This is a genomic window from Xenorhabdus vietnamensis (genome assembly GCF_002127535.1).
Lineage (GTDB): Bacteria > Pseudomonadota > Gammaproteobacteria > Enterobacterales > Enterobacteriaceae > Xenorhabdus > Xenorhabdus vietnamensis.
The window spans coordinates 31,924-51,667 of sequence record NZ_MUBJ01000017.1; the positions used below are offsets into that span (position 1 = coordinate 31,924).

Annotated in this window: 6 protein-coding genes; all 6 read left to right on the forward strand. The window is 46.6% G+C overall.

Features of this window, described 5'->3' with window-relative positions:
* Positions 1-128: 128 nt before the first annotated feature.
* From Xvie_RS14445 to Xvie_RS14470, 6 genes are read left to right on the forward strand one after another with little or no spacing between them, the layout of a single operon-like run.
* The gene (locus Xvie_RS14445) at positions 129-1,757 is read left to right on the forward strand and encodes an amino acid adenylation domain-containing protein (RefSeq protein ID WP_086110003.1); all 1,629 of its coding nucleotides are present in this window, start codon (positions 129-131) and stop codon (positions 1,755-1,757) included.
* Positions 1,750-6,603 carry an AMP-binding protein gene (locus Xvie_RS14450; RefSeq protein WP_086110004.1) on the forward strand — a complete coding sequence of 1,618 codons (4,854 nt, stop codon included), beginning with the start codon at positions 1,750-1,752 and terminating at the stop codon, positions 6,601-6,603. The genes Xvie_RS14445 and Xvie_RS14450 overlap by 8 nt, the downstream gene beginning before the upstream one ends.
* Positions 6,600-7,910 carry an ACP S-malonyltransferase gene (locus tag Xvie_RS14455; protein ID WP_086110005.1) on the forward strand — a complete coding sequence of 437 codons (1,311 nt, stop codon included), beginning with the start codon at positions 6,600-6,602 and terminating at the stop codon, positions 7,908-7,910. The genes Xvie_RS14450 and Xvie_RS14455 overlap by 4 nt, the downstream gene beginning before the upstream one ends.
* 2 nt (positions 7,911-7,912) lie before the next feature.
* Positions 7,913-11,341 (forward strand): AMP-binding protein, encoded by a 3,429-nt coding sequence (locus Xvie_RS14460; RefSeq protein WP_086110006.1) that lies wholly within the window; start codon positions 7,913-7,915, stop codon positions 11,339-11,341.
* Complete coding sequence (locus Xvie_RS14465) at positions 11,338-18,132, forward strand: type I polyketide synthase (protein ID WP_086110007.1); 6,795 nt, start codon at positions 11,338-11,340, stop codon at positions 18,130-18,132. The genes Xvie_RS14460 and Xvie_RS14465 overlap by 4 nt, the downstream gene beginning before the upstream one ends.
* Entirely contained in the window at positions 18,125-19,732 is a 1,608-nt protein-coding gene (locus tag Xvie_RS14470; RefSeq protein WP_244175662.1) for a serine hydrolase domain-containing protein, read from the forward strand. The genes Xvie_RS14465 and Xvie_RS14470 overlap by 8 nt, the downstream gene beginning before the upstream one ends.
* The last annotated feature ends 12 nt before the right edge of the window (positions 19,733-19,744 follow it).

Below are 19,744 nucleotides of genomic sequence, written 5' to 3' on the forward strand. Positions count from 1 at the left end.
GTCTGGCTGACGGATTTCTATTGCCCGACATTAAACCATAACGCTGGTTTGCCATGAAGTTCAGGAACAAAAGTTTGGGAATCATCATTTGGGATTAATAAAGCCAGCAATCAGAGGACTTCGGCGTCATGAAAACAGGTCGATTTATTACTGACTATTTCGAAAGCACGGCGAGAAATAACCAGAGCACGGCGATACGCTGGGGCAACGGAAACACTTTATCCTGGGAAGAATTATACGTAAGAGTACAACGATTGACTCATTATCTGCTCAATGAGAGGAGTCTGAGTAAGGGAGAATGTGTTGCCATTGGACTTGAACGCAGCCCGGAGTTTTTGGTGGCAGCATATGCGGTTCTGCTGGCCGGTGGTGTTTATTTTCCAGTAGATCCAAAAACCCCTGTTGTCCGTCTGGCATCCATGTTTACAACGGCTCAATGTCGTATCGCCTTCTGCAATACAAATCAAAAAAATTTATTTACTGAGGCAAATGCTGAATTGAAGTTGATCAGCTGTGAGCAATTAGAAGAGATAACCATGTTGTCATGCTCAGAACATGCGTGTCACAACATAGCTCAGATAAAAGTACCTCAATTGCAGGCGGCTGATCCGGCATATTTAATCTTCACTTCCGGTACTACGGGGACACCCAAAGGGGTATTGGTCAATCATGGTGCATTCATCAATCGGCTGGAATGGCATCAGCTACACAGTGAGATGATGGATTCAGACATTATCCTACAGAGAACCGCGTTGACTTTTGACGTATCTTTATGGGAGCTTTTTTTGCCAGCCTTGAATGGTGCAAGCAACTATCTGCTGCAACCCGGACTGGAATCCTTCCCCAGAGCTATTGTGGCGGCATTGGCAAGCGAAAAAATCACAATTGTTCACTTTGTCCCCAGTTTGTTAAAGCCAGTACTGCAAGAACTTCAAGAGAATCATGTAGATCTGGCTCCACCATTACCCTCTTTACGCAGGGTATATGTGAGCGGGGAATCACTGCTTGCCAGTCTGGTCGTTCAATTTAATAACATGTTCAATGCTCGTGGTCTGTTAACTCATTGCTTGTTGACCAATTTATACGGTCCGACTGAAGCCGCTATCGATGTCAGTTTTTATGATTGCCTGAAAGATGATCGCATAGAAACGCCGTCAAACCTCGTTCCCATCGGCAAGGCTCTTACCGGATGCAAATTATACATAGTCGATCCGGACAATTTGGCGTTAAAAGCGGACTCGGAAAAAGGCGAAATCGCCATCGGTGGGATATGTCTGGCAGAAGGTTACTACAACCGACAGGACTTGACCGATAAAGTGTTTATTTTCCATCCAGAACTTCAGGAGCGAATCTATCTGACGGGTGATCTTGGTTGGCATGAAAAAGAAACAGGCTTTTTCTGTCAGGGCAGAAAGGATAACCAAGTCAAGCTCCGTGGATTGCGGATCGAGTTGGGGGAGATAGAGCATCATTTACTTAACTACCCCGCCATTACTGAAGCTGTTGCCTGTGTCGTCGAAGATGATGAGCAAGAACAATGGTTGGTCACAGCTATCGTAGCGGGGCAGGAAGAACTGAATCCGCAAGATATCAGGCAATTTCTTTCAGCACAGGTACCGGCTTATATGTTACCTGCACGCTACTGGCAGGCTCAATCTTTGCCGAGAGCCAGTTCAGGGAAACTAGATCGGAAAGCGATCGCCCAACATATGCGAGATCTGTTCTTCAATCAAAATGATGGCTCACACCATGAATAATAAATCAATTTTTGGATTAACCCGGTCACAACAGGCCGTTTTCAAAATGGGTTTGTTCAATCTGTCTGGTCATCAGTTCTATTTAGGGGGCGTAGCGCGCCTGAAAGGGATGATTTCTCTGGAGCGGCTTGTTCGTGTTGCTGAGCAGATCCTCAATACGCAAGATGTTTTTCGCATAGGTTTTATTAATAACGCTTTTATTAATAACGAACCGCACTGGGAGCTGGCGGAAGAGGCATTATTGGAAACCGAATCAGTGGAAATAAAATGGTTCGGTATTCGACACGATAACCCTCAGGTAGCCGTAGAAAAAGTTGATTTCAGCAGATATGCCGATCCCAGTGCCGCGTTTGAGCATTGGGCTGAACGTCAGCTACTGGCGGACGAAGATCTATCACTCACACCACTACGAATTTTTGCGGTGCGTTTTCAGCAGGATCAATCAGGGTGGTTTTTGAAAGCTCATCATGCCGCGATGGATGGAATGGGTTTAGCGATATTGCAGGACTATTTAATCAAGGAATTGGAGCAAGAAGGTGCAGATTCAGCTTCAGGTACAGAACAGACCGAATCCTTTTTCTTCTCTTCCGGTTCTGGGGAAGAACAAAATTATGAATGTTCGCGGCGTTTCGAAAGAGATGCTGCGTACTGGCAGACACTTTTTGGTGATACGGCATCGGTAAATGCCCGGAGCATATCCAGCCGTTATCCGATAGGTGATTACCGTGGATTGGAACCGCGATCCCTGCGTATAAAAGCAACAGTGACTGAATCGCAAAATGAGATATTGTGCCGATTTAAAAACAGTGGCGGTTCCATTTTCAGATTATTTTTTACTGCGGTTGCCTATGCGCAAATGGTGATTGAGGACGGCAACTGCGCGTTATTGCAGGCACCTATTGTAAACCGTTGGGGCAAGACAGAGAAACGTTCTGTTTCAATGGGTGTGGCACCTATTTTGATGCCTGTATTTCGGCAGGCAGGCCAGACGGTAGCGGATTGTTACCGAATTCTGAAAAAACAGTTGCAAAAAGCTATCGTGCATTCACGTTATGCCCCTGCTACCCGTTGGGGAGAATTAGCATCATCAGACTGGCAACGGATCATTCCGGCTTTCGGTGTTTCCTATCAGACTGGTGAATTCCAGAAAACCGCTGTGGGTGCAGAGATAACCATTGATCACATTCAGGCTGTCGAATCTCTGTTTGCCACCATCCACATTCATGACCGTTTTGAAAATGGCTGCTTCGTACTTGAAGCGGATTTCCGCAAAATATGGCCGCCTGAACAATGTCACGCCTTTTTGCAGTCCGTACTTGATTATGCAATAGATGCCGCTGTCGAGGTCATGGAGCAGGAAACCGTAAATACAGAACAAGGTGAAGCGGAACAGATAGAAGAAGAACAAATAGAAAATATCGAACAAACCGCACCAATAGGCATTCACTTGCTTGAGGCGTTTGAATGCCATGCTGACAGGACATTATTTAAGTCAGAATTTAAGTCGGAACTTAAGTCAAATGTGGAAAACTGTGATTTGACTTACCACCAAGGATTACAGTGGATTCACCAGTTCAGTGGACAATTACGTGACATGCGTGACATGGACGGATTTCACATGGAGCATAAACCCGTGTTGATTTTAGGCAGGCGCTCCCCTGAAACGCTGCTGGCTTATCTGGCTTGCCTTATTGAAAATGTGACTGTTGTTCCTGTTTGCCCCACGACAACACCGACGGAGAGGTTATTAACCATTATCCGTAATTCAGGTGTTTCCCTATGTATTTACACCGAGATTGACCAAGATTTAGCAGAAGCGCTAAATTTACCCCTATTACGAGTTTCTTTGCAGCAAGAAGACATTGTTCATATAAGCATTGATCGTAAGAACATTGATCATAAGAACATTGATCGTAAAAACATTGATCATAAAAACATAGCAATTGCCTCGTATCCTGAGATTCCGTTACAGCCAATCTCCTGTAATCCGGCTTATATTCTGTATACCTCCGGCTCGACCGGAGAACCGAAAGGTGTTGCCATTTCCCCCTTTGCATTAGCAAATTACGCGCTGGCAGCGAAAGCAGCTTATGCTGATAAAACGCCATTTAGCACACCTCTGTTTACTTCCTTTGGGTTTGACCTGACACAGACTGCTATTTTAGTACCGGTTTTGTCTGGAGGATTTATCCAAACTCATGAACAGGATATTCGTGATAATCCTGAATTATTGCGAAGTCTTCTCGCTGATGAGTCTCTGACAGGCATTAAATGTACGCCATCCCATCTTTCCTTATTGCTAGAACATGGCCTTAACGCCAATAGACAGCATCCACTGACTTTTATTGTGGGTGGAGAAAACTTGCCTGCTTCATTGGTGAACAAGGCACTCGATTTCTTGCCGTTGGGTAGCAGGATCATCAATGAATATGGGCCAACAGAGGCAACGGTCGGATGCTGTATTTACTCAATAAGCAATGATGCGGGTACATTTGAGGAAAGAGAAAAGGCAGGGGCATCTGTTGTATCCATCACGCCTATTGGCACAGCGCTGGGTAAAGCGGAAATATCGATCAGAGATAGCTGGGGGCAAATCATGCCCCGCGGGTTCAATGGGGAGATCTGGATCAGCGGTCCTATCTTGGCGGATGGGTATCTGAATAACAGTGCCCAGACAGAAGCAAACTTTGTGCACAGTGCGAATGGTCAACATCGTTGGTATCGCACGGGCGATTTGGGAATGCAGGATGCACAGGGCATATTTCATTGCCTTGGACGCATTGACGATGAATTTAAGGTGCGTGGTCATCGGATTCATCCGGTGGAAATTGAAAAAGCTGTGGAAGATGTACTGTTGCAGCTTGGGCAATCGAATGAACACGGTTGGCAGTTGAAAGCATTGAAACTGGTCATCGATGAAATTGATGGTACGGCAGACCATGAAATCATTACCTTGTGCAGCAATCAGCCTGTTCCCCATGAAAGCCATGAATTTCAAAACAGATTAAAAGAAAAAATTGCTGAATCTTGGTTACCGAATTTGTATTGCACTGTGCAGCCCTGGCCGATGAATGCCAACGGTAAGGTGGATATAGCACCACTTATTGTCGCTGTTGAAGCACACCGAAGGGCATTGATTGATGCTGCACAGTGCTGTTTAACGGATAAAAAAGCACAGGAAGAACCAGAGAATTACTTACTCCCTGACTGGTTGAATGAGGAATTCCTCAGGCCGATTTGGCCTCAATCGGTGGATCTGGCCGCCTCATTTCTTGAACAAGGGGGAGACTCAATCAAAGCCATTCGCCTTGTTGCATTGTTAGCAAAAAAAGGCGTGAGAGTCGGAGTCAATGCACTGTTGGCTCCGACCGCGTTGGGCGCAGTATTGGAAAAATTCTGTGTGGAACAATCAGCAAGTACCGCAACGGATCCCTTGACATTAGAAGGGGAATTAAAAGAGTTAACCGCAGATTGGCTGCAATATTTACCCAGTGTTCGCTGGTTTCAGCATCATCGCTTTAAGCATGGTGATCGGTTACAGCAAGGAGTAGTACTTGAGTTAAACGCTTCCTTATCTGCCGATCAGATTAATGCAGCAGTCGTTGCAGTCAAAACCAAACATAAAATCTTTTCCCTGAGAGCCAGCCACGACCTGAGCGAGTTTTATTTCTTGTCTTCCTCTTCCGCACAGGCATTGAAAGATATCGAATGGGAGCTACAAAGCAGCAAAAAAATCTTGGCATCAGGCGAACATCTTGAAAACAGGCTGGAACGCTTGCAAGGCGAAGTCTGTTTGGCGGAACGGCCTAGTGTGCATGAGGTGATATTCGATCCGGTTGCAGATAAACACTACTTGATTTGGGTTTGCCACCACCTGATTTGCGATGTCCATTCATGGATTTTCTTATTGGATGAATTGGATCAGGCACTGGGTAAATCTGCCATTCAAATGAATACCGTTACCGGTGGGGATGCAGAACAGGGCGTGTTCCTATGGGGGAAATGGCTTGCGGACAAACTGTCACAGATCGAAACAGCACAGAAAAACCTGACTTATATAGAGCCTTCACTTGATGACAATACCAATGATCAACCAGCTACGGTTTCTGCCACATTAGCATTGTCAGTTTCCGGTAGTGATTTCAATTTGATGGAACGATACAAAAAAACCGGTCGAACACAGTTAATTGCAGCTGCATTACTGGAGGTGATACAGGATAGCGGCTTGTTATCTCTGTTACCACAGCCTCGTGTATTGTTTGAGAATCACGGTCGCTTATTTTCTGAAACCCAAATGCCAGCCGCCTGGAATGCAGCCATGGCAAAAGCCGTGGGGTGGTTTACGGGGTTCCAATTATTGCAGCTTAATGTGGCTTCAGGCCATTCATTGAGTTTTTTGCAAACGCTGAAATCACATCTGCATGAAGATAACTCAGATTGGAAAAAACAACTGGGGCTGGATGGCACCGGTACAAAGCCTCTGATTTGCATCAATGATATTGGTTTAGGTTTGGGCAATAACGAGACATGGCAGCACATTAATTTAGTTCAATCTCTCTCAGGCGGTTTTCGTCATCCCGATGAAAAGAGTAGTGCTGATTTCGACATACTCATTCGCGATTGCCGAGAATCGGGTTCTATTTTTGTCGAACTGAGATTGGGAATTTCTGGGTGCAATGCTGATGATGCCCTGAATTATTTAACCCAACTAAATGACAGGCTATCGGCATGGTGTCGTACCTGTTCCGATGCCAGTCAGGAACGATCACTGATCCCTGCGGATTTTCCTCTTTGTCAGCTCTCACAATCGGAGCTCGATTTTATTATTCATGGAGCCTCAGAATGAGAACAGCTATCGATTCAGCCAAGACCGTATTTTTGTTTCCCGGAGTGGGGGCGCAGCAACCGGATATGTTTGCTGAATTTAAAACATATCCTGAGTATCGGGCATGTTTGGAGGAAGTCTCCGATCTGTCACAAGTCGATTTATTTGATGTTATCCACGGTGAGAGCCGCGACATTTTGAAACAAGTGCGTGTTGCACAATTGGCGCTTACAGCGACGACAGTTGCCATTGCCAATATATTGTGCCTACATTGTGGATTGGTGCCTGAATTTATGATGGGGCACAGCTTGGGGCAGTATCCCGCACTATGTTCTGCCGGCTATCTTGATTTAGCAACATTGACGCGTGTGGTCAATATTCGTTCCGAAGTGGTGGAAGCCTGCGCACTTAATTACCAGCAGGGGGACATGTGTTGGGTCTTGCACCTTCCCGCAGAAGTCGTGGTGCAGGAGGTCGATAAAGCCCGCATTAATGACGGCATCGCCATATATGTATCCGCGATTGATGCGTTTGATCAGGCAACCATTTCCGGTGAGATGGCAGATATCCGGCGTTTTGCACCGCGCATGGAGGCTCTGGGGGGATTAGTGTATCCGCTGAAAATCGGCGGGCCTTTCCATTCTCCTTTAATGGTGGAGGCGAAAGAAAAACTGGACAAGCTGCTTGATTTTTTACCGGGATCAGGCCAGCAAACCCCTCTGTTATCCCGTTTGGTTTGCAATGTCAGTGGTACGGAATTACCGGCGGAGAACTTGAAATCGTCGATTTTGCAACACCTCGTTTCTCCAGTGCAATGGTTGCCGGGTTTACAGTATGTTGCGCAAAACGGCGTTACCCGTTATCTGGAAATTTCACCGAAAAACGTATTGAGTTACCTCACCCAGCGCTCCGGATTGCCTATGCGTTCCCTGTGGGAATCTGGTGAAATGTTTACGGCCACTCAGGCATTGAGTACCAGAGAGAATCGGCTGGAACAGTTTTTCAGATATTGCTGTTTTCACCTCTACAGTCAGCGGTTGCCTGATATTACCGATCCCGTAGCACTGGAGCAATTGCATCGCATTCGAGAAAAAGCCAAACAAACGTTTAACGGATCATATCTGAACGTTGAAGAATGTGATTCTCTCTATCAGCTTACAAAGCAATGGCTGGAGATTGTTGAGACGCTGGAGATTGTTGAGACGCTGGATATTGTTGAGACGATGGATGTTGCTAAGAAAAAAGTAAATGGCCCTCTTTTTGCGGAGAAAGCAAATTTTATAGAGAAAGAAAAGTTACACAGTCTCTTTGATGCGGCGAGGCGTTGATTATGGCGGACTTCAAGCACAATTTTATTGAACCGAACTTTATTCATAACCCTGTTGAAGAGCTGCTACAGGCGACACCACAAGCGAATGGTTTGTTGTTTCATGCTTTAAAAGATGGAAACAGCGCTTACCATATCGGAGTGATATTCAGTCTGCAAGCCGATGTTGAAAAAGAAGATATTTTCCATGTATGGCATCAGATACAGGAAGCACAACCCGCCTTGCGATCCGTCTTTGTCTGGCAAGGACTTGGGGTTCCTCATCAAATTGTATACACGTTGCCGCGCATTCCGCTGGAATATATCTGCATTAAGCCCTCCGTTAAACAGCAATCGCTTGACTGGCTGGCTAAATCAAAAGCAACACCATTTGCCCTGAATACAGAAGTATTCCGTATCGTGGTTTTTCATGACATTCACGCAGGAACGTTAAATATTGCGTTCTCTTTTCACCATATTTTGATGGATGGTTGGAGTAGCTCGCTACTGATTTCTTTATGGTTGCAGGGATTGCGCAAGCAAAAAATTGTGCCTTTGGCAGCACGTTTGTACGCGCAGCAACTTTGGCGGGGATTAAATAAAGAAGAACAGGAAGCCAGCCGTAAATATTGGCAACAAACATTGCAACAGTTGCCCGACGGAGAAGATTCAGCGACAACAAAACTATTGGCTGAACCACTATTCCGTCCTGCTGGATATCCTGCCGACAAGCCGAATATTGGCAATAAAATAGCAGCAAACCGATTGTGGGACGAGGAGCGCAGGGCAGCAATAGAGACACTATGCCGTCGTGTTGGAGTAACTCCGGCAAGTTTCATTTACTTATGCTGGGCGTTGACATTATCCAAATTAACCTTCCAAAAAACCGTCGCGTTTGGCTGCACATTTTCAGGCCGAGGCGCGGCATTAACACAAGATGGCGACCGCCAACCGCTGGGATTATTTACCAATACAGTGCCACTGTGCTTAGTACTTGATGGCAAATGGAGTCTGGAAACTGCACTGCGTGCTATTTTCCAGACCTTGCAACAGGTTCAGCAACATGAAAAAACACCGCCCCTAATCATTAGGGAAGAAACGGGAGTCCGTGATGACCTTTATGACTCGATTGTCGTTTTCGATAATTATCCCATTGATGCCACGTTGCAGGATCGCTGTCACGGTGCATTTTTAACGGATCTACACAGCGAAGAAACCACGCATTTTGGTTTGACATTAACCGTTTCTGGCGTGGAGCAGTGGCATGTTGAGTTAAGTACAGGGGAAACTTACAAGGGAAATCCTGTTGCAGTCACAATGGCATTTAACGCATTTGAATCACTGGCAACTGACCTGCTCGAACATGCCGCGAATAGCCCGATTGAAGATCGGGTATTCACTCTCAATTCAGGCGAACCAGAAGCAATAAAAGAAGTGAATGCCGCTCAAGAAACTTCTTTGGTGGTGGGAGAGCTAAAAGAACAGCATTCTGATATCAACGAATTTTTATCCCGTATTTATCATCGCCTTAATGAACTTCCGCAAGAAGTCAGTCTGATCGACAATCGTCACAACATTAACAATGGCGAATTGCTGCGGGGCGTAGGTGTTTTACAGGAGCATTTACGGCAAGCCGGTTTTATTCCGGGTGATCGGGTGGCTGTTCATCTCGAAAAAGGGCTGTTGTCCACTCAGGCAATATTGGCAATTTTATTCAGTGGCGGGAGTTATTTTTATCTCAATCCAAAAGATCCATTGCAGCGCAAAAAAAACCTGCTGACTTTGGCCGATTGCAGCATTGTTTTATGTAATAAAGAATTATGTAATACAGATTTATGTAATGCGGCACTGAGCGGGAAATTGGGCAGTGATAGCGAACGCTATTTATTATTGGATATTGAATCGTTAAATATCGGATCGCCAGGCACCGCAACAGTACCCGTGCTGTATCCTAATCGACAACCTGAAAATGAGTTTTACTTCATTTTCACCTCAGGCACCACAGGTACTCCCAAAGGGATCTCGATCCGTAATGAATCAGTGGCAAATTTGCTGGATTGGTTTGTGAAAGAAACGAGCCTGACACCCGCAGATCGGGTGCTTGGGTTGACTGACCTGAATTTTGATCCCAGTGTGGAAGATCTGTTTGCCAGTTTTGTGGTTGGTGCCACTCTGGTCTATCCGGCACCCAATGTATTGCTGGAAAGGCAGGCATTTATTGAGCTATTGCAAAATGAGTCCATTACGTTAATCAACTTTATTCCTGGAGCCATCGCACAGCTTATTCAGGGCGCACCTTTCTTTCCTGCCATGCGATTATGGATATTCGGTGGAGAAGAGCTGCCGAAACATCTTAAGGATGATTTGTTGCAGCAAGGCTATTCTGTCAGTAACCATTATGGCCCCAGTGAGGCAACCGTAGATTGCCTGACAGCCAGACAATCTTTGACTACGAATGTTTCCATTGGCTTGCCAATTCAAAATGTGATTGCCTATTGTGCTGATGTATTCGGCAAACCACTGCCCGCAGGTATTCGCGGTGAACTGTGGGTGGGAGGACGTGCCGTCGCTCATGGTTACACCACTAATCCGGTTGAATCCGCCAAGTATTTTGTTCATGCCAAAGGCATTATTGAATCTCAGAATCTGACCAAATATTTCTCTCATGCAAGTTTCTATCGCACTGGTGATGCGGTCATCTTTTCTCATGAATCCGGTTTTCGTTATCTCGGACGCATTGATGATCAAGTGAAAGTCAATGGCATCCGCATTGAACCACGAGAATTAGAACTGGCTGTCGAAATGCTGGAGCAGGTAAAAGCCTGCTATTTGTTACCTGCGGTGCAGGCAGGCACACGTCAATGGCATCTTTTTGTTGATAGCGCAGAATCACCGGCAGTGCTGGAAACCCGCGTAAGAGAACATATCCGCCGGCACTTTCCAGAATCATGGAATCCGGCGCTCATTGTGACCGTGGACGGTTTTGAACGCACAATTACTGGCAAAGTTGATCGTAAACGACTTCAAACCATTGCGGTTGAGTGGCAACAAAAACAAGCCACAGAACATCATGCCCCGTTGACCGATCCGGTAGAAGCCCAAGTTCAGGCGATCTGGAATGAAATTCTGGAAAACAAGATTGTCGCTACTGATGTGAATTTCTTTGATGCAGGCGGGGACTCGCTCAAGATCATCACGCTGCAATCCCGGATGCAGCAAGCGTTCAATCAGGACATTGGTGTTGCCGTCTTATTTGAGCACCCGACTATCGCCTCGTTTGCAGGCTGGATAAAACAGCGTCATTTATCGTCCGAATATGCAGAAAATACCGGGGCGACTCGCATTGATTCCGGCAAGCAGTTATCCCAAGAATCCACTTTGTCGTCGGCCCGATCCGGTAAAAACCGACTGGCGGATCGGCGGCGTAAAGCAAAAGGAAGTTCAGCATTATGAAGCGTGAATATAGCGGTAACGAAGTCGCGATTATTGGCATTTCCTGCCGATTTCCCCACAGCCCGGATTGGCAAAGTTTTTGGCAGAACCTGCTGGCAGGACGGGAATTGGTGTCGTTTTTCTCCCGGGAAGAGCTTCTGGCTACGGGAGTTCCTCCTGAAATAATTGATCAACCTAATTATGTACCCGCCAAAGCCGCCCTTGAAGACGTCGAATGCTTTGATTATGGCTTTTTCGGTTATTCGCAACGGGAAGCGCGAAAAATGGACCCGCAACTTAGGGTACTGCATGAAGTCAGTTTTAACGCCTTTCTTGATGCGGGGATTTCTCCCGGCGCTTCAACGTTAAATGCAGGAGTGTTTATCGGTTCTACATTGAACTTAGCTCGATTAGGACAATTCACGGCAGCCAGTCAGGACATTTCGGAAATGTTCGATGTCGGTAATTATAACGATCCGGCTTCGTTCGCAGCACAAATCGCCTATCGCATGAAATTGAACGGGCCGGCAGTGCATGTGCAGACCGCCTGTTCGACTTCATTATCTGCTGTGCATTTGGCTTGCAAGGCATTGCTGGCGGGAGAGTGCTCTCTGGCACTGGCGGGTGGAGCCTGCATTACTGATCCTGTAGCGGGGGGATATCTGCATCAGGACGGCATGATCCTGTCTCCTGATGGGCATTGCAAAACCTTTGCCGCAGATGGGCAGGGAACTGTGAACGGCAACGGTGTCGCGGTGGTACTGTTAAAGCTGCTGGAAGATGCGATAGCGGATGGTGACCCTATTCATGCTGTGATTGTTGAATCCGGCATGAACAATGACGGTGATAGGAAAGTAAGTTTTGAAGCCCCCAGTGTTCAGGGGCAAGCTGAGGTGATCTCGCGGGTTTATCAGTTGGCAGATATCCCATTTTCGAGTCTGGGCATGATTGAAGCGCATGGCACTGCGACGGTATTGGGCGATCCCATCGAAATTCAGGCATTAAACCGAGTTGCCCAAGAGCTGTTGCCCCCGGATGAATTGAACCAATTCCGTTGTGCGGTAGGAAGTGTCAAATCCAATATGGGGCACTTGGATTCCGCAGCGGGTATTGCCGGGCTTATCAAGGCTGCTTTAAGTGTCCGCTTTGGTACGATTCCACCTTCCCTGCATTTCAATCAACCAAACCCGCATCTGGAACTGGATCGAACTCCTTTCTGGGTGCCGACGCAAGCCACTGACTGGCCGGAACAACAGAAGATTCGGCGCGCTGGTGTTAGCTCATTCGGCATTGGCGGAACGAATGTCCATGTATTGCTTGAACAGCCGCCGGAAACGGCCGGTGAAGAGGCAGATATGGCTGAAAACCGTGGTTCAGAAAACGGGTATTCAGAAAACAAAGATTCAGAAAACGGCTTACCGATACAAATATTGCCTCTTTCAGCTAAGTCTCCTATGGCTCTGGCGCAACTAACGGCAGCGTATTCGAATCATCTCAGTGTTGTTCAAATAAAATCGTCTGATTTGGCCGCCATTTCCCATCAATTGCAGGAAAATCGCACTACATATCCAAGCAGAGCCGCTTTTGTCACTTCAAATAGCGACGATTGGAAACAACAGCTTGATCATTGGTCATTGATGGACGGTGCTTATGCAGCGTTGGAAGAGCAAGTCTGGTTATTTCCGGGGCAGGGTTCACAATCGCCAGAAATGGGATTGCGTCTTGCGGCGGCTTATCCAGAATTCGGGGATATTTATCTGGGATTGTTGGATAAAGCTGCCAAGTTGTTGTCCGAAGAGGGCGGTATCGCCATTGACAGAAAAACGATCATCGGATGGATCAAGCAACCTGAAACACTATCAACTTATCACCTCCAGCCAATTTTATATGCTTCCCAAGCGGCATTGGGCGCTTGGTTACAGCAGGTTGGCTGCCGCCCCACAGCCTTGTGTGGTTTTAGTTTAGGGGAGTTTGCTGCGGCGGCAATTGCGGGAGTATTTAGTCTTGATGAAGGTATGGAATTGGTGATTGCCCGCGCAAGGTTGATGGATTCTATGCCAAAAGGGGCTGTTTTTGCGGTTAGCCAGAGAGCCGGCAAAAAAGAATCTGATGGTCATTTTACCCCCATATTTCCATCTACATTGTGGTGCATATCGGAACTCAGTCCAAGAACCTGGACATTGGCAACCGAGGAGGGACTCGTCGAAGAAGCAGAAAATTGGTTAACGCAGCAGGGTTTCACGTTTAAACGAGTGGCAGTGTCCCACGCTTTTCACACACCAATGGTTGAGCCAGCCGCAAAAGCGTTTGGCGAGTTGCTGAAAAATTATCATCTCAAACCCGCACAATACGCGATTTATTCAACGGCATCGGGACGGAAAATCCCGGCTGATGAGATGTGTGATTCGCAATATTGGGTCAAACAAATGTTGTCCCCTGTGCAGTTTGGCTCCGCACTGAAACAAATAGAACAGAACCATCCGAAGTCACTTTTTGCGCAAATTGGCACTGGCATGGATTTGTTGCAGCACGCGCGCAAATGGCTGCAATTGAATGTAGAACGGATAAGCCCGACGTTAGGGACGCAGGGTGCAGATCACGAAGTGAAATCGATATTACAGTTTATTGCCAAGAGCTGGACACATGGTGGCAATATTGAATGGGCAAAGACTCACACACAGCCGTACTTTACTAATAATAAAATTACTACTACTAATAAAATTGTTACTGACAAGAAAATTCATCTACCGGGTCATGCGTTTGAGCGAGATATCTGTTTGCCGCAAGAATCTTCTTCATCATTGAATTCAGCTTCAAAAGCAAGCACGACATCAACGCTCTCATCGCTGTTTTTCGGTTCACATTACTATGGGTTCGATTGGGAAAAAGCCAACATAGCTGTGTTGGGAAGTGATCGTAAACGGGAAGTAATGCCAACAACATGGATAATTTGTCCGCAGGTTACAGCCAGAGAACAGAGTCTGGTTGAGGCGCTGGCGATAAATAGCGATGAATTGAAATTGAGTGAAATTGCTAATTTATCCAACACTGATTTTTCAAATATCTACACAATGTTATCTGACTGGCTGACACAAAGTTGGCTAGAACAAGGTTGGTTAAAACAAGATCGGTCAGAACAAGATCGATTAAAACGACAAGAGATAAAAGCGCCGGCAGAAATAGATGTGATTATCACAGGGCTGTTGGATGATTTGAACGCACAGCAGGCTCAGTTCTGGGCATTCTGGCTGCCTACGGCTCTGGCGAGATGGAGCGCAACACAAAACCCTGCACCGAAAATGAGGCTGTTTTTCCCTGCCAGACAAATGGTGGCATGGGATCGTTCGGAGTCGCTGAATGCTGAAAAGAACCAACTGCATGGGTCATTGTTGATACTGCCGGAAGAGTATCCCCATATTGCTACGCTTTGCATCGATTTTAAACATTCAGATACGGAAACTGTTGCCCGTGGATTGCAACCGTGGAGAGAACAAGACTGGCAAGGTGGTCAATTCTATTGTTTCCGTCAGGCTGGTTCTGGAGAAAATAGTTCAGGAAAAGACAGCTTTTGGCATCGCCGGATAACTTCACGCGTACAAAAGCGGGCTTTATCCCACACATTGCCGAACATCAGCCGCAACAGTTGGGTGTTAATCACGGGAGCCAATGGTGGTATGGGTGCCGCGATTGCTGAATATTTGGCGCGTGTTTATCACTGTAACCTTTTATTGCTGGTGCGCCAGACTTTACCGAAAAAACGGAATTGGCAGGCGGAGATTGAGAATAACACTACCCATGCTTCATTGTTGCAATGGGCTGTGAACCTTGAAGCCAAAGGAAGTCGTGTAGAGTTTATACATGCGGATTTAGGGGATTACCAAGCTCTGGATAAGGCTTTTATACCCGTATTTCAATTGGCTGCGCACGGTGTTGGGATAGATTACATATTTCATACTGCCGGTCGGGGAGAAGGCGCTATGTTGCAAATGCGTTCTGAGGCTGAATCCCTTGCGACGCTGGCTCCCAAAGTCACCGGAACCCGTTTCCTCTGCGATAATTTGAGCCGTTTGGGAAATCCGGCACTACTATTGTTTTCCAGTCTGGGCAATTTATTGCCGAAGGAGAAAGTCGGTCAGATTGCTTACGTTGCCGCTAACGCCTGTTTAGAGTCCTATGCGGAACAAGTTCGCAATAAAGGAGGCAAAGCGCTGGCAATTGCATGGGATGATTGGGCGGAATCCGGTATGGCAACACGTTCAGCACAGCAACTGGATCAAGCTATCAAGCATTCATCAAAAGAGATTAAACATTCATTAACAGAGATTAAATATCCATCTGAAACTGAAACATCTGGCGTTTCAGTAACCAATATTTCTTCACGTAATATTTCTATATGGCGCCAGCGAGTAAGCGCTACAAATGATTGGTGGCTCGACGAACATCGGATTGATGAATCAACCACTGTGATGCCTGCCATGGGTATGGTTGTTCTGACCCATCGTGCTGTAAGTGAGTTGTGTATTGAAATGCAGGGGGCTTTTTCGTTACAGGGGATCACCATTGAAAGGCCATTGATTGTGGCTGACGGGGTTGATCTTGATATTGCAGTGGTTTTTGCGGAGACATTGAATACCTTTGAGATTTTTTCGGGTAATGGCGAATTTTCCCATGACTCATGGATTAAACATGCGAGCGGTAAAGTTGTTCCTCGTAACGATCAGGTTATACCTTCTGACAAATCTCTCCCTGATCAAGTCATTCAGAACTTGTTCCGTACCACGGATAACATTGGTATCAGTCCAAAGGCGGCTCTGACTTTTGGCCCTCGTTGGCAAAATGTTGTTTCTGTCGATCAAACTGCCCATGATGAAGTGCTGAATCTGTTGCAGCTGCCTGTCGCTTATCTGGGGGAAGCAGAAACCTCCGGCCTGCACATTGCGTTATTGGATACAGCAACATTGATTGCCTCTCCGGAGGATGAAGATGTGCAATTTGCGCCTGTTTCAATTGGTGGTTTTACTCAATTCGCGCCTATGTGCGACCGGGTGAAAAGCCATGTTCAGATACAGGAGATCGGCACCAATAGATTATTGCAGGTAAATATTTACTCAGAAGCGGGCAATCTGCTGGTAACAATGGATGATCTGTTATTGGTTGATGCAGCCACAGCATTGGCGAGCCAAGCAGAGTCAATGCAAGGAGCCGGAGAAACTGAAATTGAACAGAGCGATGCAGAATTGCATCGTGTCATGCGCCTGCATAACGATGAATCAGGCGGAGCGAACTTTGCCTTTATTTCACGGCTTGAAACACGTAAAGAGCTAGGCCCTCTGGATGTTGAAATTCAGGTTAAGGCGGCAGGAATTAACTTCAAGGATGTATTAATTGCGCTTGGTGTGCTGCCGGCACCTGTTGATCCCACCATGACTTTTGGTCAGGAAGCTGCTGGCATCGTGACCCGCATCGGGCAAGAGGTCACGGATATTCGTGTTGGGGAGCGGGTGATGTGTGCCGGACACAGTTGTCTGGCTGAACATGTTGTGATGCCACAGCATGTTGTGGCGTCCATTCCGCATACTCTGGGTTTCCAACAAGCCGCAGGTATCCCCGTTGCTTTCACGACCGCTTGGATCGCCTTGAAACATGCTGCCAATTTGAAAAAGGGACAACGTATCCTGATTCATTCTGCTGCGGGCGGCGTTGGTATGGCGGCCATGCAGATTGCACTGTACCTGGGAGCGCAAGTCTGGGTTACGGCAGGCAGTGAAGAGAAACGTCAATTGCTGATAAATATGGGTGCTCAGGGTGCGGCAAATTCCAGAACGCGGGAGTTCGGAGATGTTTTTCGTCATGAGCTGGGAGATCGGCCTTTCGATGTCATCCTCAACGCATTGGCGGGTGAGTTGCTGGAAGAAAGTATATCCCTGTTGGCACCACAAGGCCGATTTCTGGAGTTGGGTTTGCGGGATATTTTGCAAAACTGGCAACTGGGACTCGCGATTTTTGCCGAAGGCGGCAGCTTCCATGCCGTGCAGGCAGGGGCAGAACATCCGGCCTACCAAGAGGCTTGGTCTGAAATAACAGCACTGTTTGCACAGGAAATCCTTAAGCCTTTACCGACTAAAGTTTACCCCGCTAAAGAAATTTCTGAGGCGTTTCAGTATATGGCTCAGGGAAAACACATCGGCAAGATTGTCATTGCCATGGAGGAACGCAGTAAGGCTCTCAGTTTTGTTGAAAAATTGCAGGCAGAAGGTCTGTCCAATGCAGAAGGCACTCAAATAGCGATGGCAATGGCAGCATTGGTTCATCAAATCCCGTTGCCCTATGTTGCTGTATCCAAACTTCCCATTGGTTCCGTTCTGGAAAAACAACTGCATACCCAACAGATGTTGTTCAGTACCGGCTCAGCGCTGAATATGTCTAATACTGCCAGCGATATAGTCAATTCATCCTTGAAAGGCGCAAATGCGGAGGATTTGCTTCAGGCTATGCGTTCCATGCTGGAAGGTTTTTTGGGAATTGAAGGCTTGGATGTGGATGCCAGTTTCTTCACTTTAGGGGCAACTTCTCTGGATCTGATTCAATTTGCCAAGAGATTGGAACAACGTTTGGAACGGGATATTCCAGTGGCCTTGCTGTTTAAGGCGGCGTCTTTACGGGAGTTGAGCAAAGAATTGGCCCCATTGCAATCCACTGCAGAGGAATCACAAACGCCGCAATCAGGATTGGGGGATAAGCGACGTTCGTTGCAAGCCCGCCGTAAATTGCGCGGTACAGCATCAGGACAGGAGAGCGAAGCCAATGATTAACGTTGGACGTGTCCGTAAAGGGTTTTTTTTTGTCGCCATTGGATTTGCGTTGATGATAGGAACACCTGCAATAGTGGGTGCCCCTGTTGATGATGTTGCTGTGATTCAAGGTAATATAAAACAAAGCGGTACAGAGCAAATCAGTACAGAGCAAACCAGTTCGGAACAGGCCAATCAGAAAACACAGGCGAAACTGGAAAAAATAGTCAATGAATTACACCGGCGTTGGGATATTGAACAGGTCCCTACTGCCGGACTGAGCATTGTTGTTGACGACCAAGTCATTTCTTTGCGCTTGGGCAAAGCAGAGAAGGGATTGTTTGAACTGGCTTCTACAACCAAAGCTTTTACTGGTTTATTAATTGCATTGCTTGAGCAGGAAGGGGTGCTCAACCTATACGATGAAATTACGAATTGGCTTCCGGAATTGGCGGAATATCCTCAAATGGGTTACCCCTCCGTTCAGATTCAAGATTTGCTGTTCCATAACAGTGGTATTGCAGAAAGTACCATTGATCTTCTGCGGCCTAATATGAAGCCCGATGCTTTATCACAATTGCCGGCATTGCTGAAAAATGTTCCTTTGGCTTATTCCGTTGGTACTCGGGAAGAGTACGCCACATTGAATTACAGTTTGCTGGGTTTAATTGCTGAACGGGCGACCGGTAAACCCTTTCCGGTGTTATTGAGGGAAAAGGTTTTTCTCCCTTTAGGCATGATGAGCACAAAGGTGGAGGAGAGTATTCCGGCGAAAAATACCGAAGAGTTACCTATTCCGGGATATAAAATTAGTTTCACTACCGCACAGCCCTATGATGCGCCGCGTTATCTGCAAAATACGCCTGCCGGTTATATACTCAGCACCCCACAGGATATGGCAATTTGGTTGCAATTTTTATTGCACAGATTGCCGTCGAATGAGGTGTTATTAAATGAATCGATATTGAACGAATCGATATTAAAAAAAGACAATAATCACTCGTTTTCTGCACTGTATGCAGCGCGGGAACAGGCAAAACATCCTTATGCAGGGGATGGCAACGAAGGGTACGCTTATGGCTGGGATGTTGTCACCGATCAAACCACGTATTGGAGCCATCCGGGACAAAATCCCAATGCCGCTGCTTATGTCGCTTTCGATCCACAGGAAGGCGTCGGGATTGCCTTGCTGGGGAATAGCAATAGCCCCCAAGTTATCGAATTGGGTCAGGCAATATTCGAATATTTGCGCGGTGCTTCTCCACAAATCCTGCCGGAACACTTCTCCGTCGATATAAATGATCGAATTTCTACAGCAGTCGCAGCCATTTTCTGGTTGGGGGGCGCATTGTTTCTACTGGCAACCATCTATAAACGAGGAAAAAAGAATATCGGCAAATTCTTCTTCATTGCGTTCATTGCTCTGAACACACTGCTGATATCTGGACTTGCAATTGCACCTTCATTGCTATTGGGATGGAGTTGGTCAAATTTGCTGGTTTGGGGGCCTTTAAGCCTGCCTGTCGCGGCAGTGGGGCTGATTTTCCTTGCCAATATTATCAACTTGTTCTTTTTCAATCTGTTCTTTTTCTACTCAGTGAAACCCAGTGGCAAATATTGAGTTAAAGGAAGC